This is a genomic window from Amycolatopsis sp. NPDC052450 (genome assembly GCF_044547565.1).
Lineage (GTDB): Bacteria > Actinomycetota > Actinomycetes > Mycobacteriales > Pseudonocardiaceae > Amycolatopsis.
On sequence record NZ_JBIUAQ010000003.1, the window covers coordinates 133032 to 155122 of the forward strand.

General features: G+C 68.9%; 19 protein-coding genes. 14 read left to right on the forward strand and 5 right to left on the reverse strand.

Going from position 1 to position 22091, the window contains the following annotated elements; all coding sequences use genetic code 11:
• The first annotated feature begins 201 nt into the window (after positions 1 to 201).
• Genes ACIHAO_RS07975 through ACIHAO_RS07985 form a run of 3 tightly spaced genes read left to right on the forward strand, consistent with a single transcriptional unit; the run spans position 202 to position 1654 of the window.
• Entirely contained in the window at positions 202 to 651 is a 450-nt protein-coding gene (locus ACIHAO_RS07975; RefSeq protein ID WP_396555627.1) for a hypothetical protein, read from the forward strand.
• A gap of 28 nt (positions 652 to 679) precedes the next feature.
• On the forward strand, positions 680 to 1120 hold the full coding sequence (locus tag ACIHAO_RS07980; protein ID WP_396555629.1) for an inositol monophosphatase family protein: 441 nt from the start codon (positions 680 to 682) through the stop codon (positions 1118 to 1120).
• Positions 1121 to 1168: 48 nt separating this feature from the next.
• The gene (locus ACIHAO_RS07985) at positions 1169 to 1654 is read left to right on the forward strand and encodes an NUDIX hydrolase (RefSeq protein WP_396555631.1); all 486 of its coding nucleotides are present in this window, start codon (positions 1169 to 1171) and stop codon (positions 1652 to 1654) included.
• A 458-nt stretch (positions 1655 to 2112) separates the two neighbouring features.
• Here ACIHAO_RS07985 and ACIHAO_RS07990 read toward each other — a convergent pair whose 3' ends face one another.
• From ACIHAO_RS07990 to ACIHAO_RS08000, 3 genes are all read right to left on the reverse strand, one after another.
• On the reverse strand, positions 2113 to 2382 hold the full coding sequence (locus ACIHAO_RS07990; protein WP_396555633.1) for a hypothetical protein: 270 nt from the start codon (positions 2380 to 2382) through the stop codon (positions 2113 to 2115).
• Between the two features lie 114 nt (positions 2383 to 2496).
• Positions 2497 to 4848 carry a LuxR C-terminal-related transcriptional regulator gene (locus tag ACIHAO_RS07995; RefSeq protein WP_396555635.1) on the reverse strand — a complete coding sequence of 784 codons (2352 nt, stop codon included), beginning with the start codon at positions 4846 to 4848 and terminating at the stop codon, positions 2497 to 2499.
• A complete protein-coding gene (locus ACIHAO_RS08000; RefSeq protein WP_396555637.1) occupies positions 4845 to 5987 on the reverse strand; it encodes a molecular chaperone DnaK in 1143 nt (380 codons plus the stop codon). The genes ACIHAO_RS07995 and ACIHAO_RS08000 overlap by 4 nt, the downstream gene beginning before the upstream one ends.
• A gap of 295 nt (positions 5988 to 6282) precedes the next feature.
• On the opposite strand from ACIHAO_RS08000, the gene ACIHAO_RS08005 reads away from it, so the two are divergent.
• The 5 genes from ACIHAO_RS08005 (at position 6283) to ACIHAO_RS08025 (ending at position 12690) form a co-directional block, all read left to right on the forward strand.
• Positions 6283 to 7389, forward strand: a complete 1107-nt coding sequence (locus tag ACIHAO_RS08005; RefSeq protein WP_396555639.1) for an IniB N-terminal domain-containing protein — start codon at positions 6283 to 6285, stop codon at positions 7387 to 7389.
• 121 nt (positions 7390 to 7510) lie between these two features.
• Positions 7511 to 9277 carry a dynamin family protein gene (locus ACIHAO_RS08010; protein WP_396555641.1) on the forward strand — a complete coding sequence of 589 codons (1767 nt, stop codon included), beginning with the start codon at positions 7511 to 7513 and terminating at the stop codon, positions 9275 to 9277.
• A 31-nt stretch (positions 9278 to 9308) separates the two neighbouring features.
• On the forward strand, positions 9309 to 10517 hold the full coding sequence (locus tag ACIHAO_RS08015; protein ID WP_396555643.1) for a GTPase: 1209 nt from the start codon (positions 9309 to 9311) through the stop codon (positions 10515 to 10517).
• A gap of 68 nt (positions 10518 to 10585) precedes the next feature.
• On the forward strand, positions 10586 to 12151 hold the full coding sequence (locus ACIHAO_RS08020; RefSeq protein ID WP_396555645.1) for a long-chain-fatty-acid--CoA ligase: 1566 nt from the start codon (positions 10586 to 10588) through the stop codon (positions 12149 to 12151).
• A complete protein-coding gene (locus tag ACIHAO_RS08025) occupies positions 12151 to 12690 on the forward strand; it encodes a TetR/AcrR family transcriptional regulator (protein WP_396555647.1) in 540 nt (179 codons plus the stop codon). The genes ACIHAO_RS08020 and ACIHAO_RS08025 overlap by 1 nt, the downstream gene beginning before the upstream one ends.
• Here the strand turns inward: ACIHAO_RS08025 and ACIHAO_RS08030 are convergent.
• A complete protein-coding gene (locus ACIHAO_RS08030) occupies positions 12687 to 13088 on the reverse strand; it encodes a PPOX class F420-dependent oxidoreductase (protein WP_396555649.1) in 402 nt (133 codons plus the stop codon). The two genes, ACIHAO_RS08025 and ACIHAO_RS08030, sit on opposite strands and share 4 nt — an antisense overlap.
• 141 nt (positions 13089 to 13229) lie before the next feature.
• Between ACIHAO_RS08030 and ACIHAO_RS08035 the strand changes: the two genes are divergently transcribed.
• The 5 genes from ACIHAO_RS08035 to ACIHAO_RS08055 all read left to right on the forward strand — a co-directional run bounded on the left by ACIHAO_RS08035 (position 13230) and on the right by ACIHAO_RS08055 (position 18968).
• Complete coding sequence (locus ACIHAO_RS08035; protein WP_396555651.1) at positions 13230 to 14447, forward strand: glycosyl hydrolase family 8; 1218 nt, start codon at positions 13230 to 13232, stop codon at positions 14445 to 14447.
• A gap of 167 nt (positions 14448 to 14614) precedes the next feature.
• Positions 14615 to 15583, forward strand: a complete 969-nt coding sequence (locus ACIHAO_RS08040) for an ABC transporter substrate-binding protein (RefSeq protein ID WP_396555653.1) — start codon at positions 14615 to 14617, stop codon at positions 15581 to 15583.
• Positions 15570 to 16484, forward strand: coding sequence for an amino acid ABC transporter permease (locus tag ACIHAO_RS08045; protein WP_396555655.1), 915 nt, complete (start codon positions 15570 to 15572; stop codon positions 16482 to 16484). The genes ACIHAO_RS08040 and ACIHAO_RS08045 overlap by 14 nt, the downstream gene beginning before the upstream one ends.
• Positions 16477 to 17244 (forward strand): amino acid ABC transporter ATP-binding protein, encoded by a 768-nt coding sequence (locus tag ACIHAO_RS08050; protein WP_396555657.1) that lies wholly within the window; start codon positions 16477 to 16479, stop codon positions 17242 to 17244. Before ACIHAO_RS08045 ends, ACIHAO_RS08050 begins: the two co-directional genes overlap by 8 nt.
• The gene (locus ACIHAO_RS08055; protein ID WP_396555659.1) at positions 17241 to 18968 is read left to right on the forward strand and encodes an aminotransferase class V-fold PLP-dependent enzyme; all 1728 of its coding nucleotides are present in this window, start codon (positions 17241 to 17243) and stop codon (positions 18966 to 18968) included. The genes ACIHAO_RS08050 and ACIHAO_RS08055 overlap by 4 nt, the downstream gene beginning before the upstream one ends.
• Before the next feature lie 75 nt (positions 18969 to 19043).
• Here ACIHAO_RS08055 and ACIHAO_RS08060 read toward each other — a convergent pair whose 3' ends face one another.
• Entirely contained in the window at positions 19044 to 20216 is a 1173-nt protein-coding gene (locus ACIHAO_RS08060; RefSeq protein WP_396555661.1) for a macrolide family glycosyltransferase, read from the reverse strand.
• A 288-nt stretch (positions 20217 to 20504) separates the two neighbouring features.
• Here ACIHAO_RS08060 and ACIHAO_RS08065 point away from each other — a divergent pair, with 288 nt between their 5' ends.
• Positions 20505 to 22013, forward strand: coding sequence for an alpha/beta hydrolase (locus tag ACIHAO_RS08065; RefSeq protein WP_396555663.1), 1509 nt, complete (start codon positions 20505 to 20507; stop codon positions 22011 to 22013).
• The last annotated feature ends 78 nt before the right edge of the window (positions 22014 to 22091 follow it).

Sequence of the window (22091 nt, forward strand, 5' to 3'; positions counted from 1 at the left end):
GAAAGCTCTTCGTCGAACGCGGTGTCAAGAAAGCGAGCGGCTTTCGGGTTATAAGGGAGAGTTGTGGTCATGCCCATGATTGTACCCGAACAGACGTTCGAATGCGATCAAGTCTGTGATCGAATTTACGCGGAGAGTGAACGGGCATCTCGCTCACCCAGATCGTGACCGACAGCCCGCCTCGCCTGCTTGAATGGGTGAGTGAGCGAGGACTACCCGAGACTGCTGGAAGACCGAGAAGTGCTGGTGGCGCGCGGAGTTGAGCGACGACAAGCGCGGCTGCGAGGCTGGCTTGACGGCTACGACGGGCCGCGACCGCTCTATCGGATCGAACTGTTCCTCGGCCGTGACCGGTATACGGCCACCGCCATGGACCTGTTCGAGTCACTCGTCCGATTGCGTCGTCAGCTGGAACCCGGGGGCTGGGCGATCGCCGTTCAAGGGGCCCGCCACGACACTTATCCGAGCGGGATGTGCAGGGATATGGGTGGTGGTAGGCGAATCTACGTAATGCGGACCGGCAGCAAGACCTCGGCAGCCGACCTCGTCGATACGCTGGCCGATGCGGAACTCGACCAGATCGTGACTGTCGCGGAGCAGAAGACCCGGTACGCCGAATGGTGCGAGTCGGCCACAGGTCGCCGAGTCTGAGCGCACGTCACAAGACTGGTGGGCGAAGATGGTGTCTTCCTGGGAATCCGACGCGGAGGTGGCGATCCGTGCCGCGGACGCCGCGTGCGAGGTGATCCGTCGATCCTGCGGTCGAACGCTTCGACAAGGGCGACGGCGATTTCGCCACCGAGGCCGATCTCGCCGCGGAGCGCGTGATCCGGGGAGTTCTGCGGGAGGCGCGGCCGGACGACGGGTCGTCGGTGAGGAGTACGGCGCGGACGAGGAAGCCGGCTCGCGGACCTGGCTGGTCGATCCCTTGTGCGGCACGATGAACTACGCGGTGCGGACCCGGTTGGTCGCGGTCGGCATCGCCTTGCGTGCCGGCGACGACGTGACCGCGGCGGTGCCAGCCGACCCGTTCTCCGGAGAGATGTGCTCACTTCCAGAGCTGCGACCCGCTCACTTGCCGCGAGTCGCGCTGTCATGCCGATGTGCGGACACTGCTTGACTGGTTCGTCTCGTGTGCGTTCTGTCGGTATTGCGGTGGAATGGTGTCATGGTTGAACTTCCGATCTGTGATCGTGCCGGCAACGCCTTGATCGAGTTTCGTTTCGTCACGGAGGAGGAATTGGGGCGTCTGGTCAAGCGGGTGACCGTGCCCGCGTCGTTGGTTGTCGCTATCCACGCGGAAGCCGTCCTGATGATGTTCGACAGCCGGCGGAGGCAGTGGGAGCTTCCGGGAGGGATGCGGGAGACGGGTGAGAGCCCGCGCGAGGCCGCGGTAAGGGAGCTGGGTGAGGAGACCGGCATCCATGGCGTGGACCTGTCGTTCGCCGCCATGGCCGAGTTCGATCTCACGAAGCCGGAGCGTCGGGAACTCCTGGCCGTATATCGGGTTCAGCTGCAGGTCGTGCCTCGGATGACCGTCAACGATGAAGCGCTGGACTTTCGATGGTGGCCGCCATCGGAACCGGTGAGTGAGGATATGAGCCCGCTGGACGCGGAGATCGCCAGGCGCGTGGTCCGATCATCCACCAGCTGAATTCGCCGGGTCGTGCTGTCGTGGCGCGAAGTGCGCGGACACGCCGATGAGCGGCCGTGCTATTTCGGGTGCGCCGTGGCAGGTTTGTCTCCGTGTCGGACGATCATCACGCACTCGCTCACTCGCGGTGATCTGGCCGGGGCGACCGCGACCAGCCCGGTATCGCTGACGGACCTACCTGACCGGATCGGATCGGCGTGGGCTGTGGAAGAGGCGCAGCAGGCAGGTCGCGGCAGAGCTCGGCAGCGCCGCTTGGGTCACCGGAATCATCTGGGACCGGCAACATCTACTGGCTGTCGGAACGGCCGGTTACCACGGGCCTCCCGACACATCGGGGATGGTGGAGATCGGTTACGCCGTCGACCCGGCATATCGTCAAGGTCGGCGGTAGTCAGGTTTCGCATCTCCGCTCTTGCCGCCGTGCGTGCACTGACGTCCACTCGGTCTCGGAACAGTCTTCACGGTCCGACGGCCGGGTCGTCGAGGCCGAGTGGCGGCATCGTCGCGGTGTCCTGGGCCCAGGTGTCGCGGAATCCCGGCTGGACCGTGAGATCGACCAGTTCGATCCTGGCCCCGATGCTGTCGAGCCGGTGGTAGGTGAAGGAGCGACCGTAGGGGCAGGAGTCGAACTTGATCGGCGCGCCTCGATCCGCCAGGCGCTGTTTGTCCGCCATGACGTCCTTGGACCAGTACCCGAGGGTGCCCGCACGGACCGGATTCCAAGCCACACCGAGGGTGCGGGTGAGGTCCTCGGTCGCTTGTCCGATATCTCGAACGACGAAGCACAGGTGGTAGAAGGCGTTCTACCGATTCCGCGATGCCGATCGCTCAGCGACGCCGTGTCAGCCCTCGCCCTCCGCGAGCAACTCCCGCAGCATGGCCAGCAGTTCCCGCCGGTCCCCGGCCCCGAGTTTCCCCCGGATCCGGGCCATGTGGTGTTCCACGGTCTTCCCCGAGATGAACAGTTTGCTTCCGGCCTGTTTGTACGTCAGCCCGTCGACGACCAGCCGGGCGACCTCCAGTTCGCGTTCGCTCAACGTGCTCAACCCGGTGGTGGCGGCGGGTTCCGGAGCGCGTCCTTGGAACTGGCGGGCCGCTTCGAGCAGCTGGACCATCGCCTTGCGGTCCGAGGTCCGGATCGCCGCTTGGCCCGCCAGGCGGGAAGCGTCCCAGCAGAGGCCGAGTTCGTGCAGTTCCGAGGAGGACGCGGTGATCTCTTCGGGGTCGAAGGTGCCGGTCAGGACCGCGAGCCAGCCGGTCGCGGCGGCGGCGAGTGCGGCCGGATAGCGTCCGCAGGGCGCGAAATCTTCGAGTGCGGCCAGATGTTCCGCGGCCGACGTGTGATCCTCGACGGTGATGGCGGCGTGCAGTTCGTGCCAGCGCAGGGTGGCTGTCCACAGTGGAGGGTTGCCGAGCGCGTCGAGTACGGTGTGCGCTCGCTCGAGTTGCCCGGCCAGTTTGGCGCTCGCGCCGCCCCGTGCGGCCGCGATCGCGAGTTCTCCCAGCGGCAGCAACGAATACAGGTCCGGCTGCTGCCGCATCGAAGCCTGATAGGCCCGGTCCCAGGAGCGTTGCAGGCCGGGAAGGTCGCTCGCCCGCCGCGCCAGGCCCAGTTGCAGGGTGGCGGCGAAAAGCTCGTCGCGCGCTTCGAGACCGTCCGGTGGCATCAGGGCCTCGGCGGCCGTTTTGAGGTCGCCCGCGGTCATTGCGACCCAGCCGACCAGCAGCCGATGCCGTTTCGCGAGCAGGTCGCCGCCGATCCGCCCGCTCACCGCGCGGCTCAACACCGACTCGGCCAGCGCGAGTTCGCCGGAATGCAGGCCGACCAACGCGGCGAGGGCCGCCGGGCTGTCCGGGAGCGGCGCCGGCGCCCCCGCCGATTCCAGCATCGAAGCCGCACCCAGCAGGGCCGACAGGGTTTCGGCGCCGCAACCGGAGACCGAACCGGTGATCGCGCGCGCCATCCGTGAGGCGGCACCCGCGAACAGGGTCGGGACTTCGGGGGTTTCCAGCACGCCGCGGGCGGCTTCGAGTTTTCCGGTGCCCAGCAACGCGATCGCGGCGAACGCCTTCGAGCCCGCGCGGCCGGACCATTGGTACAGCTCCGCGCTGTGCGCCAGTTCGCCGCGATGCGCCAGCACGGTCGCCGCCACTTCGGCGCCCGCGGCCCTGGCATCGGTGTCCGAAGTGCTGCCGAGCATCCCGTCACCGAGCCGGAGCGCGGTGTCGAGGTCCCCGGCCAGCGCCGCGGCGTGCGCCCAGCCGACGGTGAGCGCCGCGCCGCGCCCACCGGCCTCGGACGCGGCTTCGTAGAACCGCGCCGCGAGTTTCGTGTCGTCGGGCATCGCTTCACGCGCGGCCGCCTCGAAGGCCGCCGCCGCGCTGGCGCCCGAACTTCCCGTTCCCAGCAGGGATCGGGCGAGGTCCAGCACCGGAAGTCCGTCGCGCAGCTGGAGTTCCACCAGCCGCTGCAGCACCGTCAGCCGTCGGCCGGGCGACCCCCAGGTGCGGATGGCCTCGGCGGCGATCGGCAGCAGCACGTCGTCCTCGCCGAGGAGACCGGTCGCCCTGGCGCTGTCGAAGACTTCGGGCAGCCCTTCGCGATCGCGGTTGAGCAGGGCCGCCAGGAGATCGAGATTCCGGCCCGCGCCTGCCTCGGCCGCGATCAGGAACCGGTGGACGTCGTCGTCGAGCTGTTCCAGCTCACCGCGGAAGTCCGCGAGCCTGCCGGTGACCGCCCGCACCACCAGCCCCGGCACACCACCGGTCCTGGCGTGGACGTCCTCCGCCGTGGCCGGGTCGCCGCCGGCGTGCTCGACGAGTCGCCGGACGTCGTCGACGCCGAACGCGCCCAAGGTCACCGCTGTGCCGAAGGAATCGGCGAGTGCCCGCAAGGTGGTGGTCCGCGCGGCGGGCCGGAAGGCCAGGACGACGGGTGCCGTCGTTTCCTCCGCCAGCGTCTTGATCTTCGCGATCTCGTCGTCACCGAGCTGGTCGGCGTCGTCGACGAGCACCGCCTCGACCCCGGCGTGGCCGAAGTGGCGTCCGAGCAGGCCGAGCAGATGGGTCTTCCCGTGCCCGCCGGGGGCGACGACGGTGACCCGCACCGGGAGCTCCGGGGCGGCGGTCACCTCGTCGAGCAGGCGCCGGGCACCCGGATGGATGATGCCGGGCTTGTCGAGCAGTGCGTTCAACAGCGACCTTCGGGGGAGGAAGTCACGCCGGGGGTGACCGGCGCGCACGAGCTCGAAGTGGTGGGAGGGGCTTCGGGACCCTTGTCGGCGGTGGCTTCTCGGGTGGTCAAGGTGAGCAGCAGCGTCGTCGCGGCCAGCACCACGACCGCGGCACCGGCGACGAGCGGCTTGCGTCGGCTGAGCAGTTTCGCCGCCCCGGTGCGTTCTGGCAAGGGGAACGGGGTGATGTCGACGGGCGGCCGTTCGGGCCGCTCGGTGAGCTCTCCTGGCACGTCGACCCGGGGAAGAAGGGTGGTTTCGACGGTCGCGACGGCGTTCGACGCCGGGCCGCCGGGTTGAGGAAGGTCACGTCGCGCGGCGATGTTGGCCGCACCGGTCGCCACCGTCAGCACCGGATCACCCGACGCGAAGACGGGGCACGGTGTCCGGCCGGGAATCGGTGGGGCGTCGCCACAGAGCACGATGCCCGCCAGCGCCTGCGGCGGGATCCCCGCGCCGTGCGCGAGTTCGAAGACCTTGCCGACGGCCTCACCCGGCTCGACGCCTTCCACCGTTTTGACCGGCTGCCAGCCGTTGACGCCGGCCGCCGCGATCGTGACCACCGCGCCGTCGGGCCCGAATTCGCAGACACCGGCGGTGACGTCGCCCTGCGGGGCGAGGTACGCGTGCAGTGCGGCGATGGGCGCGGCGACCAGCGCGGCGCGGGGGAAGCCGGCTTCGGCCAGTGCCCGGCGCAGCAGCTCCCGGCGGAACGAACCCCAGCCGACGGGGTGGGTGAGCACGATGTGCTGCGGCTTCTCGCCGAAGCGTTCGGCCGCTTGATCCACCGCGGCGTCCACCAGGACCGCGCTGAGGGATTCGGCCGGGAACCGCTCGCCGCCGACGATCACGGGGACGTCGTCGCCCACCCGTTCGTGGAACCCGGTCAGCAGCCGGGCGGGCGCGGACCGGCCCGCTTCGACGGCGGCGTCCCCGGTGAGCAGGTAGCCGTCGTCGTCGAGGAACACCGCGGACGCCGCCGCCGGGCCGCGCGCGCCGAGCCACGACGGCTCGGGCACGCCCCAGCCGTCGCCGGTGTTCACGCAGGTGGCGGCGGTGGTGCGGGTCGAGGCGATATCGATGCCGAGGACGTAGGGCAACGAGCATCCTCCTTCGCTTGACCAGCCCCTAAGGACCAAATAGGGCCACTCACCCGAACGGCTTGACCCTTCTGGGTGAGGGTTGGCATTAAACCCAACCGAGTGCGTCTCGGTTAAGCCCCTAACGCCCTAACGATGTCATACCGATCCCCTATTGGCTGAGTGAGCGACGACCAGGAGTGATCCCCGATGTGCCCAGAGGCACCGGCTCACTAACTTCGGTGACCTGCGCTCAGCCGTGCCCTCCGGCCGCTGTGCCTGCCCCACCGACCTAGACCTCCAGGAGAGTCCTTTCATGGGTTCCGTCCAGACCCTGCACGACTTCACGCTGAACCTGCTGAACGACACCGCCGCCCGTGCGGCGTTCGCCAACGACCCGCAGCAGGTGCTGGCCGACGCCGGCCTCGGTGACATCAACGCCGCCGACGTGCACGAGGTCGTCCCGCTGGTCCTCGACTTCGTCCCGGTCGACACCGCCACCGACCTCACCGGAACCACCGCGGCCACCGCCGACAACCTGGCCGGTTTCGGCGGCGTCACCAACGTCGTCAACGGCACCGACGGCGAGTGCGCCGACGGCGTCCAGGGCGCGATCGACCAGCTCACCGCGCTGACCGCCGGCCTGCCGGTCGCCGTCCCCGGTGCCGACGCCCTCCCCGGCGTGCCGAGCCTTCCGGGTCTGCCCGAGGCCGGTCTCCCCGCCGTTCCGGGTCTGCCGGAGCTGGGCGGCCTGCCCGCCGTCCCCGCCGTGGGCGACCTGCCGGTCGACGTCCCGGGCCTGCCCGCCGTCCCGGCCGTCTCCGACGTGACCGACGTGTCGAACGCCGCCGCCGGCGTGACCGCGCTCGCGCAGAACACCGTCGGCAGCTTCGGCCTGACCGACGACCTTTCGCGTGGCCTCGACGCCGCCCCCGCCGCCCAGGCCGGTGACGTCGCCACCGGTGCCGTCGACACCGCGACCGACCTGGTCCACGACGTCCCGGCCGTGGACACCGCCGGTCTCCCGGCCGTCGACTCGGTTCCGGCCGTCGGCGACCTGGCGGGCGACCTGCCGCGCGCCGACGGTGTCGCGGGCGGTGCCCCCGACTTCCTGTCGACGGTCGGTGACCTCACCAGCGTCATCGGTCAGACGGGTGTCGCGGACGTCACCACCAAGGTGCACGACATCGCGAACAACTACGGCAACGGCGACATCGCCAACAACATCGCCCACAACAACGGCGACGTGACCGGCAACGTGGCCAACGAGGTCGCCAACGTCGCGAACCACGCGGGTGTCTCCGAGGTTCACGACACGGTTTCCGAGGTCGGCAACAACATCGGCCACACCATCGGCAACCTGAACGACGTCAACATCGGCACCGGTGACATCGGTTCGAACAACGACATCCACATCGGCTGATCCGAATATTTTTCAGCTCTGTGCCAGGGCCCCGCGACCACACCAGGTCGCGGGGCCCGCAGGGCGTTGTTGGCCCATGCCACATTGATTCCGCGCTTGGTTAAGGGAACACTGCATCCCCGTGACAGCCCCAGCCTGGCTCGACGTGCTCAACGAGACCTTGGACGCCTGTGCCGCCCACGGTCGCGCCGACCTGGCCGAACGCCTCCGCCGCAGACGTGACCACCAGGCGCCGGGCACCCGGATCGCGGTGGTCGGTTTTCCCAAGCAGGGCAAGGGTTACCTGCTCAACGCGCTGCTGAACGCGCCGGTCTGCGCGGTCGGGGACGCGAGCACGCCCGCCGTGCCCACCGAGATCGGTTACGCCGCGGATCCCGCCGCGACGCTGATCGGGCACGCCAGGGAAAGCGTGCCGGTCGGGAATCTCGCCAAGGAACTCGAGGTACGGCCGCCCGGTTCGCTGCGCCGGGTCGAAGTCGGCCTGCCGCGCGAACTGCTCGGCACGGGACTGGTGCTGGTGGACACCCCGGCGATCGGGGATCCCCGATCACCGCGCACGGCCGCCACCCTCGACGTCCTCGCCGACGCGCACGCGGTGATCCTCGTGTCCGACGCGACGCAGGAACTCCAGCCGGCCGAACTGGCGCTGGCAAGGCATATCCGGACCTGGTGCCCCGCACTCGTGCTGGCACTGACCAAGATCGACGTGAGCCCGGACTGGCGGGAACTCGCCGCCCGCAATCGCGCCGCGCTCTCCGAGACCGGGGTCGTCGCCGACGTCTTCCCCGTGTCCGCGACGGTGCGCCAGGCGGCCGCGAAGGCCGGTGACGCCGGCCTGAACGGACGGTCCGGTTTCCCGGAACTCTTGAACTGGGTGGGGGAACAGGCCGCGCGCCCGATCGAACGCACCCGTGCGCTCGCCGCCGCGGTGAGTGTGCGGGCGGCGGCGGTCGAACTCGTCGAGACGCTGCAGGCGCGGCTCGACGCCGTCTCGCAGGACAACGGGACCGATCAGGTCACCCTGCTGCACCAGGCACAACGGCGCACCGAGGAACTGCGGCGGCAGAACGTCCGCTGGCAGAACCTGTTGTCGGACGAGATCACCGACCTGATCTCCGACGCCGAATACGATCTGCGCGAGCGGACCAGGGTGATCGTGCGCCATATCGACCGCACCTTCGACGAGGGCGATCCGGTGCAGATCTGGCCGGATTTCCAGACCTGGCTGGAAGAGAACCTCGCCGAAGCCGTCGAGACGAACTACAACTGGGTGTCGGACCGGGCGACGTGGATCGCGCACGCGGTCGCCACGAGTTTCGGGCCGCGCTTCGGCCAGGCCCCGGAACTGCCGCTGACCGGGTCCGGAGTGGACTCGATCCCCGAGGTCGGCGCCCCCAAGATCGAGCGGTTCAAGATCGGGCAGAAACTCTTCACCGGCTTGCGCGGCTCCTACGGCGGCGTGCTGATGTTCGGCCTGGTCACCAGTCTGGCCGGGCTGCCGCTGATCAACCCGGTGTCCCTCGGCGCCGGTGTCGCGTTCGCGACCAAGAGTGTGCGTGACGAAGGCGGGATGCGGTTGCAGCGGCGTCAGGCGCTGGCGAAGGCCGCCGCGCAGCGCCACGTCGACGACGTGTTCATCCGGTTCAGCAAGGAGATCAAGGACGAGGTCCGTCAGGTCCAGCGGCGGCTGCGTGATCATTTCGTCGCGTTGTCCGACGAACTCGCGGAAGAGCTGACCCGCCAACGGGAACTGATCATCGCGGGCTCCGCCGAACGGGAGCGGCGCACCCAGCGGGTCAAGAAGGAGATCGACCGGCTGGCCGCACTGCACCGGAAGGTGGGGGCGCTCGGCAGTGGCGCCGCGCCTCGCCGGGAGCTTTCGGCGTGACCGCCGGCGTACTCTTTCCCGCGGAGGCGGCATGAGCACCGCACTCGATGTCCGTGAACTCCTGAACGAGGCCGCGGCGCACTATCGTGGCAGGCCGCACGCGGTGTCGATGCTGCGGGAATGCCTGGAGCGACTGGAAGAACCGCTGCGGGTCGGCTTCGCGGGCACGCCGGGCACCGGGAAGTCCACTTTGGTCTCCGCGCTGGCGGAATGGCCGACCAGGGCCTTGCGTGAACTCGATCTGTTCGACACCCCGGCGCCCGCCGAACACGTCGACGCGACGGTGCGCCTGGTGCGTCATCTCGAACCGGACGAACTCGCCGGCACCCGGCCGGTGGGCGGGTCGCCGTTCGCGCGGCAGACGGCGGTGAATTCGGTGCTGGTGCTCGGCAGGGCCGACGAGGTCGGCGCGGGCCGGATCGACGCCTTGCTCACCGCGAAACAGCTGGCGCGCCGGGCTTGGCGCGAGAACCCGGATTGCGCGGGGTTCCAGGGGGTCATCGCGGTCGCCGGGCAGCTGGGGTACGCGGGCCGCGCGCTGCGGGACGACGAATTCGAGGTGCTGCGCGCGCTCGCGTCGGTCTCCCGGCCGGAGCTGGAGCGGTATCTCCTGTCCGTGGATTCCTTTGTGGACGATCCGTTCCCGGTGGGGGTCCCGCCGGAGTCGAGGAAACACCTGGTGTCGCGGTTCGGCCTCTACGGAGTCCGGCTGGCGATCACCCTGATCCGCACCGGCTGCGAGAGCAGGCTGAAACTTTCGGCGGAACTCGTGCACCGCAGCGGCCTCGGCGACCTGCGGGACACGCTCGCGGGATGCTTCGTCGCGAGGGCCGACGCGCTGAAGGCACGCACGGCGGTGGTGCGGCTGGAAGGGCTGCTCGCCGCCGAACCGCTTCCGCACGGTGACCGGCTGGCCGCCCGCGTGGAGCGCTTCGCCGCGGCCGCGCACGACTTCCGGGAACTGCGGCTCATCGCCGGCATCCGCGGTGGCCGCACGGCGTTGTCCGGGGAGATCGCCGAGGAGGCCGTCCGGTTGCTCGGCGCGCAGGGACTCGCGCCCACCGAGCGGCTCGGTCTCGAACCCGACGCGGATCCCGCCGAGATCCACGCGGCCGCGGAAGACGCGCTCGTCCGCTGGCGGCAGGAGGCGGAGCGGCCCGACGCCGCGCACGCCGAACGCGCCGCCGCACGGGTGATCGTGCGTTCGGTCGAGGGACTGCTCAGCCTGTTCGTGGCTTGACGCCTGCTGCTCCCGGAGTCACCATAGACCTCTCTATGGTGGCTCTGACCAGGCGAAAGGGGTCCGGCATGCCCGAAGACGTGCGTCCGGATGTGCGGCTTCTCGGTGAACTTTTCGCGCGGTGGGCGAAGACGGCTCCCGAGCGGGAAGCTCTCTCGTTCCCAGGGCGACGGCTCACCTGGGCCGAACTCGACGAGCGGGCGAGGCGGGTCACCGGCGCGCTCGCGGCCGCCGGGCTCGGCAGGGGAGACAGGGTCGCGTTCGTCGACAAGAACACGCCGGCCTGCCTGGAGGTGACCTTCGGCGCGTCCTCGCTCGGAGCCGCGAACGCGGTGGTCAACTGGCGCCTCGCGCCGGAGGAACTGGCTTACGTCCTCGGCGACAGCGGCGCGCGGATCGTCTTCGCCGGTCCGGAATCGCTGGCCGCCGTCGAGGCGCTGCGTGACCGGCTGCCGTCGGTCGAGCGCGTGATCGTCGTCGGCGGAGAAGACGACCAGTACGAGGACTTCCTGGCCGGAGCGGCCCCTGCCGGGTTGTCACCCGAGGTCGGCGAACACGATGGCGCGCTGGTCATCTACACCAGCGGCACCACCGGTTTCCCCAAGGGCGCCGTGCTGACGCATCGGAACCTGCTGGCGCACAGCCGCAACGCCGGCGCGCAGTTCCCGATGGGGGAAGGCGACCGCAACCTGGTCGCGATGCCGCTGTTCCACGTCGGCGGGAGTTGTTACGCCATCATCGGTTTCCACTACGGGCAGCCGACGACGATGACCCGCGAACCCGACGGCAAGTCCCTGCTGGGCGCGCTGGCCGAAGGTGTCACGCACGCGTTCCTGGTGCCCGCCGTCGTCGCCGGGATCATGCAGGCGGGGGAGCGGGCCGTCGCCGCGTTCTCGCGGTTGAAGTACCTCGGTTACGGCGCGTCGCCGATGCCGCTCCCGTTGCTGCGGAAATCGCTCGCGGCCTGGCCGGACACCAGGTTCGTGCAGGTCTACGGCATGACCGAACTGTCGGGAGTGGTGACGGCGCTCGATCCGGAAGCGCATCGCGATCCGGCCAGGCCCGAGCGGCTGGCCTCGGCGGGCACGGTGCTGGCCGGGGTGGAGATGCGGGTCGTCGACCCGGCGACGCTGGAGGACGCCGAGCCCGGGACCCCTGGCGAACTGTGGTTCCGGACCGACCAGGCGATGGCGGGCTATCTGGGCAAACCCGAGGCGACCGCGGAGACGATCGTCGACGGCTGGGTCCGCAGCGGTGACGTCGGCAGGGTCGACGACGGTGGCTTCGTCTTCATCGAGGACCGAGTCAAGGACATGATCATCACCGGCGGCGAGAACGTCTACTCGCCCGAAGTCGAGCGGGTCATCGCCGAACATCCCGCGGTCGGCGAGGTCGCCGTCATCGGTGTCCCCGACGAGCGCTGGGGAGAACAGATCAAGGCGGTCGTCGCGCTCGCGCCCGGGCAGCGGGTCGACGTCGACGAACTCGTCGAGTACTGCCGGGAACGGCTGGCGCATTACAAATGCCCGCGTACGGTCGAAATCGTGGAGGCGCTGCCGCGCAACGCGACCGGCAAGATCCTCAAACGCACCTTGCGGCGCCCGTACTGGGAAGGGCGGGGAAGGGTCGTCTGATGCCGTCGATCGTCAGCCGCGAGAAGTACTTCGACGCGGCCTTGGACATCCTCGCCGAGTCCGGGTTCGCCGGCCTCAACGTCGGCACGCTCGGCAAACGCCTGGGCGTCACCAGTGGATCCTTCTACCACCATTTCGGCGGCTGGCCGGCTTTCGTCGGCGCGCTGCTCGAATTCTGGACGCAGCGGCAGGTGTGGATCCTGCGGGAGCTGGACTTCGGTTCCGGCGGGCCCGAGGCGGACTTCGCCGCGCTGATGAGCCTGACGCGTGGCCTCAGGCATCGTGCGGAGGCGGCCATCCGTGCCTGGGCGGCGAACGACGAAACCGTTCGCGTGGCGCAGAAACGCGTCGACTACACCCGGGTCAAGACGGTCGGGAAGGTGGTGGCCGAGCTGATCCCCGACCGGCGTCGCGCGGAGGTCGTGACCTCGCTCGGGCTGGCGATGCTGGTCGGGTATCAGCAGGTGGCCTCGGCGGGGGGATTCACCGACCTCGGCGAGATCCTCGACGAATACACCCGGCTGGTGCTGGCCGGTTAGGCGTTGCCGAGGACCCGGGTCACGGTGATCTCGATGACCACGCGTTCCGGATTCGGCTTGGGCTGCCGGTACCGCGCGGCGTAGCGGTTCTCGGCGTCGCGCACCGACTCCGGGTCTTCGCGCAGCACCGCGCGTCCCTCCAAAGTGGACCACCGGGGTCCGTCGAGCTGGCAGGCGGCGACCGGAATGCCCTTTTCGCCCGCTTCCTTGACCATGCGGGCCTTCTTGGACGAGCGGAACGTGATCACGCGGGCGATCCCGGCCTCGAAGTCCACCGTGACCCCGACCGCGACGACATGCGGGGTCCCGTCCGGCCGGACGGTGGTCAGGGTGGCAAGGTGCCGCTCGGTCCAGAAGTCCCGGAAGGTCTCGCCGCGCGCGCTCAAGTCGATCGTCATGCGGTCAACGCTAGGCCACCGTCCATGAAGGCGTCTTTTGAGGTAATAGTAAGGAAACTTTCTTAACTCTCTTGTTTTTGGCCCACCCGGATGTCACTCTCGGAACGCGCCGCCGCCACCAACGACGTTTCCGGAGGAGCCATGAGAAAGACCGTTCGGACAGTGCTGGCCGCGGCCGCGCTGACCGCCGGGCTGGTCGCCACGACCGCCCCCGCCACCGCGGTGACCGCTCAGGGAACCCCTTACCTGCCGGGAGTTCTGCGCCCCTCGGTGTCGCAGGCGACGCAGGACGCCGCCCTCGCCAAGTACTACGACTACTGGAAGAAGAACTTCCTCACCACGAAGTGCGGGACGGGCACCTACGCGGTCAAGGCGCCGGACGCCGACCACGCCTTCGTGGCCGAGGGTCAGGGCTACGGGATGACCATCGCGGCGATGATGGGGAACAAGGACTCGCAGGCCCGGACCGTCTTCGACGGCATCCTCAAGTTCGTCAAGGCGCACCCGTCCGTGATCGACAAGGATCTGCACGCGGCCGAGCAGAACGAGAGCTGCCAGAGCGTCAACGGCAGTGACTCGGCGACCGACGGGGACCTCGAAATCGCCTACGGCCTGCTCCTCGCCGACAAGGTCTGGGGCAGCGGCGGTTCGGTGAACTACAAGGCCGAGGCGCTGCGGATCATCAAGGCGATCAAGCGCAGCGAGGTCAACCTCGACACCAAGTTCATGCGGCTGGCGGACTGGGCCGACAGCGGCAAGTACATCAACAGCTCCCGGTCCTCCGACTGGATGCCGGGTCACCTCCGCGCGTTCGAGAAGGCCACCGGGGACTCGTTCTGGGGCCAGGTCCGGACCCGGCAGGAGAAGGCCGTCACCCAGCTTCAGCAGCAGTACGCGCCGAAGACCGGGTTGATCCCGGACTTCGTCGTCAACACCAACTCCACGCCGAAGCCCGCCCCCTTCGACTTCCTCGAGGGCAAGGACGACAAGTACAGCTACAACGCCTGCCGCGACCCGTGGCGGCTCGGCGTCGACGGCATCACCGTGTCGGGCAGCCCGGCGCAGGGCCAGGTCCGGAAGATGAACACCTGGATCCAGCAGAACACCGGCGGCGACCCGGCCAAGATCACCACCGGCTACCTGCTGTCGGGCGCCAAGATCCCGGGGCAGACGGGGCAGCACCCCTGCTTCACCGCGTCGTTCGCCATCGCGGCGATGAACGACCCCGGCAGCCAGGCCTGGCTGGACAAGCTGTGGACCTCGATCACGACGTGGTCGCCGAACGCCAAGGACTACTACGGCACCGGCATCACCGTGCAGGTCCTGCTCATCCTCTCGGGGAACTACGTCGCGGTCTGATCCGGGCGGCACTGCTCGCTGAAACGTCATGAAAGGGTCGTTCAGGACAAAAAATGTCCTGAACGACCCTTTCATGACATCCACCGGACCAGATTTCAACTGAGAGTTGACCTCTTCAACAGCCAGTTGTAGCGTCGGCGACCATCCGAAGCCCGTGGAGGTCCTTCATGCCGTCGACGCCGCTCACCCTGACCCGAACCTGGCGCCTGGCCGTGCTCACCGGCCTGGCCGCGCTCCTCACCGCGGCCTGCGGAGGCGGGCCCGACGGTGCGGGCGGCCAGGAACCCGCGGCACCGGGGGCGCCCGCCGCGATCCCCGACACGACCGCGTTGATCGAGTCCGTCCAGAAGGACGCCGCCGTCGCCGGCACCCTGCCCGCGAAGTACGCGCAGGCCGGGATGCTGCACCTGGCCTCGAACCTGCAGTCCGCGCCCAACAACTTCTACGCCGCAGACGGCAAGACCCCGATCGGCTACGAGGTCGACCTCGCCAAGGCCATCGGCAAGAAGCTGGGCGTCACCGTGCACCACCAGGACATGGCGTTCGGTTCGCTGATCACGAGTCTCCAGTCCGGCCGCGTCGATCTCACGATGGCCGCGATGAACGACACCAAGGCCCGCCAGGCGCAGATCGATTTCGTCGACTACTTCTCCTCCGGCATCACGATCATGGTCCGCAAGGGCAACCCGGACCAGATCGCCGGCCCGGACACGTTGTGCGGCAAGAACGTCGCGGTCGTGCAGGGGACGAGCCACCAGAAGTTCGCCGAAGAGCAGAACGGCAAGTGCACGCAGGCAGGCAAGCCCGCGCTGACCGTGACCGCGACCGATTCCGACACCCAGAACCAGAACCAGCTCCGCACCGGCCGGGTCGCCGCCATCCTCAACGACCTGCCCAGTGCGGTCTACATCTCGCGGACCGCGGGCGAGGGCAAGTTCTTCGAGGTCGTCCCCGGCGAGCCGATCAACGGCGGGCCGTACGGGATCGGCGTCAACAAGGAGAACAAGCCGCTGGCCGAGTCCGTCCAGAAGGCACTGCAGTCCCTGATCGCCGACGGTGGTTACGGCAAGATCCTGCAGGCCTGGGGCGTCGAGCAGGGCGCGGTCAAGGAGGCGAAGCTCAATGCCGGAAGCTAGCGGGGCGACAGCCGAGCCGCTGCCGATCGTCCGGCTGAGGCACTGGGGCCGCTGGGTCAGTGCCGTCGTCATCCTCGCGCTGCTGATCCTGCTCGGGATCGCGCTCGGGAACGCCCAGATTCAGTGGGATTCCGTCCCGGAGTTCCTCTGGTACCGGGTGATGGCGGTCGGCCTGCTCAACACCGTGCTGCTCGCGGTGATCGCGCAGGGTTCGGCGATCGTCATCGGGATCGTGATCGCGCTGATGCGCCGCTCGGCGAATCCGGTGGCGCGCTGGTTCGCGGCGGGCTACATCTGGCTCTTCCGCGGGCTTCCGGTGCTGCTGCAGATCCTGATCTGGTACAACCTGGCGCTGGTGTTCGAGTTCATCTCGATCCCGCTGCCGTTCGGCGGCTATCTGCTGCACGAGCAGACCAACGTGCTGATCACCGCGTTCACCGCGGCGCTGCTGGGCTTGGCGCTCAACGAAAGCGCGTACATGGCGGAGATCGTCCGCGCCGGGCTGAACAGTGTCGACAGTGGACAGACCGAGGCGGCGAAGTCGATCGGGATGTCGCCTGGTGCGACCCTGCGCCGCGTGGTGCTGCCGCAGGCGATGCGGGTGATCATCCCGCCGACCGGCAACGACTTCATCAACATGCTCAAGGGGACGTCGATGGCGTCGGTGATCGGCGTGACCGAACTGATCCACGCCGCCAACAACATCTCGTCCAACAACCTGCTGGTGATGGAGACGCTGCTGGCCGCCGCCGTCTGGTACATGGTCGTGGTGACCGTCGCCGGGGTCGGGCAGCACTATCTGGAGCGCTCCTTCGACTCCGAAGACCGGTCGAGGAGCCCGTTCTCCCGTGCCGCCAAGGCCTTGCGCACCGCGCCGCTGGTGAGGAGTGAACGTGTCTGAGCCGCTGCTCAAAGCCGTCGGCGTCCGCAAGAGCTACGGCCACACCGAGGTGCTCGGCGGGATCGACCTCGAAGTCCACAAAGGACAGGTGGTCTGCCTGCTCGGCCCGTCGGGCGCGGGGAAGAGCACCTTCCTGCGCTGTGTCAACCATCTGGAGACGATCGACGCCGGGCAGGTCTGGGTCGACGGCGAGCCGATCGGTTTCCGGCTGCGCAACGGAAAACTGTACGAGCTGAAGGAACGTGAGGTCGCCCGGCAGCGGCGAGACATCGGCATGGTGTTCCAGCGGTTCAACCTGTTCGGCCACCGGACGGCGCTGCAGAACGTCATCGAGGGGCCGGTGCGGGTCCTCGGGCTGAACCCCGGGGAAGCGCGAGTCCAGGCGCTCGAACTGCTCGACAGGGTCGGCCTCGCCCACCGGGCCGACGCCTATCCGGCGCAGCTGTCGGGCGGGCAGCAGCAGCGCGTCGCGATCGCCCGGTCGCTCGCGATGAAACCGAAGCTGATGCTGTTCGACGAGCCGACGTCGGCGCTCGACCCGGAACTCGTGGGCGAGGTGCTGGCGGTGATGGGTACGTTGGCCGCGGAGGGGATGACGATGGTCGTGGTGACACATGAGATGGGGTTCGCGGCCGAAGCCGCGGACGAGGTGGTGTTCATGGCCGACGGCGTGGTCGTCGAGACCGGGCCGCCGGGGGAGCTCCTGAGCGCTCCGAAGCACGAGCGGACCAAGCAGTTCCTGGCACGGGTCCTCGCATGACGCGGATCTCCCCGCGGTACCTGCTGCAGTTCGACGAGCCTGCCGGGTACCTCGACTTCGCGCGGTTCGGCCCGCCGTCGCACGCCGTGCTCGACACGACGGCGAGCCTGCTCGACGCCTCCACCAAGGCCGGTCCGTCCACTGTGGACGACCTGATGCGGCAGGAGACCAGGGCCAAGGCCGCCGCCGCGCGGCTTTCCGGCAGCGACACCGACCACACGGTGTTGTTGCCGCACACCAGTCTCGGCCTGTTCCAGGCGGCGTTCAACGCTCCCGGCGGTGAGGCGCTGGTGTCTTCGACGGAGTTCCCGGCCAACACCTACCCGTGGGCGCGGGCCGAACAGGCGGGACGGCTGACCGTGCGGCGGCTGCCGCTCGGGAACGTCACGGCGGACGCGGTCAAGGCGGCGCTGACGCCGGAGACGTCGCTGGTCAGCGTGAGCGCGGTCGACTTCCGCACCGGATATCGCGCCGATCTGGCGGCGATCCGTGAGGTGGTCGGCGACCGACTGCTCGTGGTCGACGGAATTCAGGGCTTCGGGGTGACCGAGGCGCCGTGGGAGGTCGCGGACGTGCTCGTCGTCGGCGGGCAGAAGTGGCTGCGGGCGGGCTGGGGCACCGGTTTCGCGGTGCTTTCGGACCGGGCGCTGGAGCGGATGGAACCGATCCTGTCCGGCTGGACCGGCGCCCGTGACCCGGGACTGTTCGACGACGAGATCCATCCTGCCGACGAGACCGCGGCGGCCTGGTCGATCTCGAACCTGAGCCCGATCACGTCGGGCGCGTTCGCCGCCGCTTTGGAACTGGTCGAAGAGGCGGGCGTCGAGGCCATCGCCGCGCGGATCGGCGAACGCGTCGGCGAACTCGAAGAAGTCGTGAAATCCGCCGGGGGAGCGGTGATTTCGGCCGTCGACCGGCGGGCCGGGATTCTCGCGTTCACCCTCCCGGGGCAGGCCGCCGAACAGGTCGGGGCCGCGCTGGCGGACGCCGGGATCGCCGCGACCGTGCGGCCGGAGCACGTCCGGCTGTCCCCGCACGCGTCCACTCCGGCGAGCGCGGCGGAACAGGTGCGGACGGCGTTGGAGCGGCTGAACAAACCGGTCACCGTGTTCTCCGGAGTTCCCGCGGTCGGGGTGGCGTCGAGTGACCTGCTCACGGCGCTCGTCCCGGCGGTGCACGCGCTCGCGGCGATGCTGGGGCCGGGCAACGAGGTCCTGCTGCACGACCTGAGCAGGCTGCCGGACTCGATCGTCGCCATCGCGGGCGACCTCACCGGCCGGACGGTCGGCGGGCCGATGACGGATCTGCTGCTGGGCCTCGTCCGCCGCGGCACCACGCAGGACCTGACGAACTACGAGACCCACGGCCCCGACGGCCGGGCGATCCGCTCCTCGACGCTGTTCCTGCGGGACGCCGACGGCGTCGCGATCGGCTGCCTGTGCGTCAACCGGCTGTCCGACGGTTCGCCGAAAGCCAACGGACACGAACCCGAGACCTTCCCGCCGGACGTCGACAGCCTGCAGCGGTTCCTGGTCGGGCGCGCGGTGGCGAAGGCCGGGATCCCGGTGGACCTGATGAAGAAACGGCACAAGGCGGCCGTGGTCCGCGAACTCGACGAGGCGGGGTTCTTCCTCATCAAGGACTCGGTGGACCACCTCGCCGGGGAACTCGACGTCACGCGGTACACGATCTACAACTACCTGAACGAGATCAGGGGCACCTGACGCTCTCGCGCGTGCCATGAAGGACGCTTTCATAGCAAAATTTGCTATGAAAGCGTCCTTCATTGCAGCGGGTGACTACGCGAGGAAGGACTCCACGGCGTCGGCCGCCCGGTCGATCCCGCCGTTCCCGCGCGTCTCGGCCCGGACCTCGGCAAGACGCGCGGCGACCGAGGGCGACCCGGCCACCCGTTCGACCGCGGCCCGCAGCGCGGGCGCCGTCACCTCGCCGGCAGGGAGCTGCTCGCCGACGCCGAGTTCCGCCAGCTTCGCCGCGTTGCCGAAACCGTCGGTGGCCAGCGGGATCGCGACGGTCGGCACGCCGTACCACAGCGATTCCGTGCTGCCGCCCATGCCGGCGTGCGTGATGAACGCCGACGCGGCCTCCAATACCGCGAGCTGTGGGACGAACGGATGCACCTCGATGTGCTCGGGCAGCGGCCCGAGCGCGGCCGGATCGGTCTGGCCGATCGAGATGACCACGTGCCAGTCCGAGTCGCGGAACCCGTCCACGCAAGCGCGGAACAGGTCCAGCTGGTCGGTGAACGCCGTGCCGAGCGACATCAGCAGGACCTTCCTGCCGTTCGACGGCGGGGTCCAGCTCCGGTCGGCGAGACGTTCCGGGTCCAGTGCCGGGCCGACGAAGCGGACCGACGACGGCACTCGTTCGACGTTGGGTTGCATCGCCCTCGGCAGTAGCGCGAGCACCTGGGGCGGATGGGAGATCCAGTCCCAGGCGTCGGCCTCGATGCCGTTCTCGTTCAGCCACCGGGTGAAGGTGGCGAAATAGTCCTTTCCGGACGGTGAGGTCCGGATCGAGGTCAGGATCTCGCCCATGTCCTCTTCATAGCCTTCCCAGGCGACATAGGTCGGCGAAAGCTGCACCGCCGGAACGTCGTAGCGCCTGGCGAGCAGCGGAGCCGGAAGTCCGCCGATGTCGTACAGCAGCAGGTCCGGACGGTTCCGGTCGTAGAAATCGGTGAGCACCGGCATCGCCTGGATGCCCTCGTCGAGGAAGACCCGCATCTGTGAAGCCGGATCCTCCGGCCACGCCGACTGGTCGCCGAGCGGGAGGATCGACGGATGCGGGACGACTTCGGCCCCGGTCGGTTCGATCAACCCGGTGAGCGGTTCGCCCACGGCGTAGCTGACCCGGTGCCCGCGGCCGACCAGCTCACGGATGACGGCCAGCGACGGGTAGATGTGGCTCGGCGCGGTGCTGCCGATCATGGCGATATGCGTGTTCTGCATGATGTCCTGTCTGAATTCGTGAAGGAACGTCAGACGGCGCGCGGAAAAGGGGCCACCCGGTCGCGGGCGGCCCTGCGGTCACGCCGTCTCAGGCGGTGCGCATGCGGACGTGGCAGATCATGATCGAGATCCTAGCGCCCCCCGCGCGGCCTCCCAACCGGTTAACGCGTTGCCCGGTTTGCCGCGATCGGGACCCGCCGTTTGCAGGGACCTTCGCCGAAGGGCTATCGCGGGTCATGGACGTGGATAGGGTTCCTGGGCTTTCACCTTCGGAGGAAGGGGAGAACCTTGAGCCGTGTTCTCGTCACCGCACTGGCCGTGGCCACGCTCGCGGTGACCGCGCCCGCCGTCGCCGCGGAAGAAGCGCGGCCCGCCGAGACGATCACCTGGGGAGCCTGTACCGACCAGACCTTGATCAACGCCGGCGCGGAATGCGGTCATCTGCAGGTCCCGCTGGACCATTCGAGGCCGCGCGGCGAGAAGATCCAGCTCGCGCTCAGCCGCGTCAAGCATAAGGCGCCCGACGCGCGATACCAAGGCGTCATGCTGACCATCCCCGGCGGGCCCGGCGGTTCCGGGTTGCTGCTCGCGACCCGCGGGCCGCGCGTGCCGAACCACGCCGGCGACGCCTACGACTGGGTCGGTTTCGACCCGCGCGGTGTCGGTTCCAGCAAGCCCGCGCTTTCCTGTATCCCGAACCACATGGACTACAACCGGCCGAACTACGTGCCGACGACGCGGCAGCTGGAGGAAACCTGGTTGCGGCGCTCGAAGTCCTACGCCGACGCGTGCGCGGAGAAGAACAGCCGCGCGCTGCTCGAGAACATGAAGACGACCGACACGGTCAAGGACATGGAAAGCATCCGCGAGGCGCTCGGCGCGGAGCAGCTGAACTTCTACGGGTACTCCTACGGCACCTACCTCGGTCAGGTCTACGGGACACTGTTCCCTCGGCACGTCCGCCGCATGGTTCTCGATTCCACTGTGGACCCTCGCAACGTGTGGTATCAGGCCTTCCTGAACCAGGATCTCGCGTCCGACGTCAACCTCGGCATCTGGTTCGGCTGGGTCGCCTCGCACGACGACGTCTACCACCTCGGCAAGACCCAGGCCGCGGTGAAGCACGTCTTCGACGCGCAGCTGAAGAAGCTGGCCGCGGCGCCGGCGGGCGGCTACATCGGTCCCGACGAGTTCCTCGACGTCTTTCTGCAGGCTTCGTACCGCCAGCTGAACTGGACGCTGCTAGGTGACGCGCTGGCGAAGTTCGGCAAGGGCGACTGGCAGACGATGAAAGGCCTGTTCGACGCTTTCGGCGGACGCGGCGACGACAACGGCTACGCGGTCTACGTCGCCGTCGTGTGCACCGACGTGAAGTTGCCGCCGAGCTGGCAGCAGTGGAGGCGCGACAACTGGCGCACGCATGAGAAGGCGCCGTACTTCACGTGGCAGAACGCCTGGTACAACGCTCCTTGCCGGTACTGGCCCGCGAAGCCGGGCAAGCCGGTGAAGGTCGATGGCTCGAAGGTTCCGAGTGTGCTGATGATCGGCGAGACACTCGACGCGGCGACGCCGTATGAAGGCAGCCTCGAGGTGCGTAGCCGGTTCCCCGGTGCTCGCCTGATCGGTGAGCCGGGCGGCACGAGTCACGCCATCACCCCGCGCGGCAACGCGTGCGTCGACAACCGGATCGCCGGCTACCTGGCGACCGGGGCACTGCCCGAACGCAAACCGGGGCGGACAGCCGACGTCGAATGCGCGCCGCTGCCCCTCCCGGTGCCCCCTAACCCAAGTCCGTGAAGGCCTCCTTGAGGGACCCTGGGTCCCTCAAGGAGGCCTTCACGGACTTCTGGGGTTTCCGCTACAGGGGACTTTGTG

What these genes read in the sequence shown, in the direction of transcription:
- ACIHAO_RS07980 (WP_396555629.1), top strand. Translation starts at nt 680, where the DNA reads ATGGTGTCTTCCTGGGAATCCGACGCGGAGGTGGCGATCCGTGCCGCG.
- ACIHAO_RS07985 (WP_396555631.1), top strand. Translation starts at nt 1,169, where the DNA reads ATGGTTGAACTTCCGATCTGTGATCGTGCCGGCAACGCCTTGATCGAG.
- ACIHAO_RS08005 (WP_396555639.1), top strand. Translation starts at nt 6,283, where the DNA reads ATGGGTTCCGTCCAGACCCTGCACGACTTCACGCTGAACCTGCTGAAC.
- ACIHAO_RS08015 (WP_396555643.1), top strand. Translation starts at nt 9,309, where the DNA reads ATGAGCACCGCACTCGATGTCCGTGAACTCCTGAACGAGGCCGCGGCG.
- ACIHAO_RS08020 (WP_396555645.1), top strand. Translation starts at nt 10,586, where the DNA reads ATGCCCGAAGACGTGCGTCCGGATGTGCGGCTTCTCGGTGAACTTTTC.
- ACIHAO_RS08025 (WP_396555647.1), top strand. Translation starts at nt 12,151, where the DNA reads ATGCCGTCGATCGTCAGCCGCGAGAAGTACTTCGACGCGGCCTTGGAC.
- ACIHAO_RS08030 (WP_396555649.1), bottom strand. Translation starts at nt 13,088, where the DNA reads ATGACGATCGACTTGAGCGCGCGCGGCGAGACCTTCCGGGACTTCTGG.
- ACIHAO_RS08035 (WP_396555651.1), top strand. Translation starts at nt 13,230, where the DNA reads ATGAGAAAGACCGTTCGGACAGTGCTGGCCGCGGCCGCGCTGACCGCC.
- ACIHAO_RS08040 (WP_396555653.1), top strand. Translation starts at nt 14,615, where the DNA reads ATGCCGTCGACGCCGCTCACCCTGACCCGAACCTGGCGCCTGGCCGTG.
- ACIHAO_RS08045 (WP_396555655.1), top strand. Translation starts at nt 15,570, where the DNA reads ATGCCGGAAGCTAGCGGGGCGACAGCCGAGCCGCTGCCGATCGTCCGG.
- ACIHAO_RS08055 (WP_396555659.1), top strand. Translation starts at nt 17,241, where the DNA reads ATGACGCGGATCTCCCCGCGGTACCTGCTGCAGTTCGACGAGCCTGCC.
- ACIHAO_RS08060 (WP_396555661.1), bottom strand. Translation starts at nt 20,216, where the DNA reads ATGCAGAACACGCATATCGCCATGATCGGCAGCACCGCGCCGAGCCAC.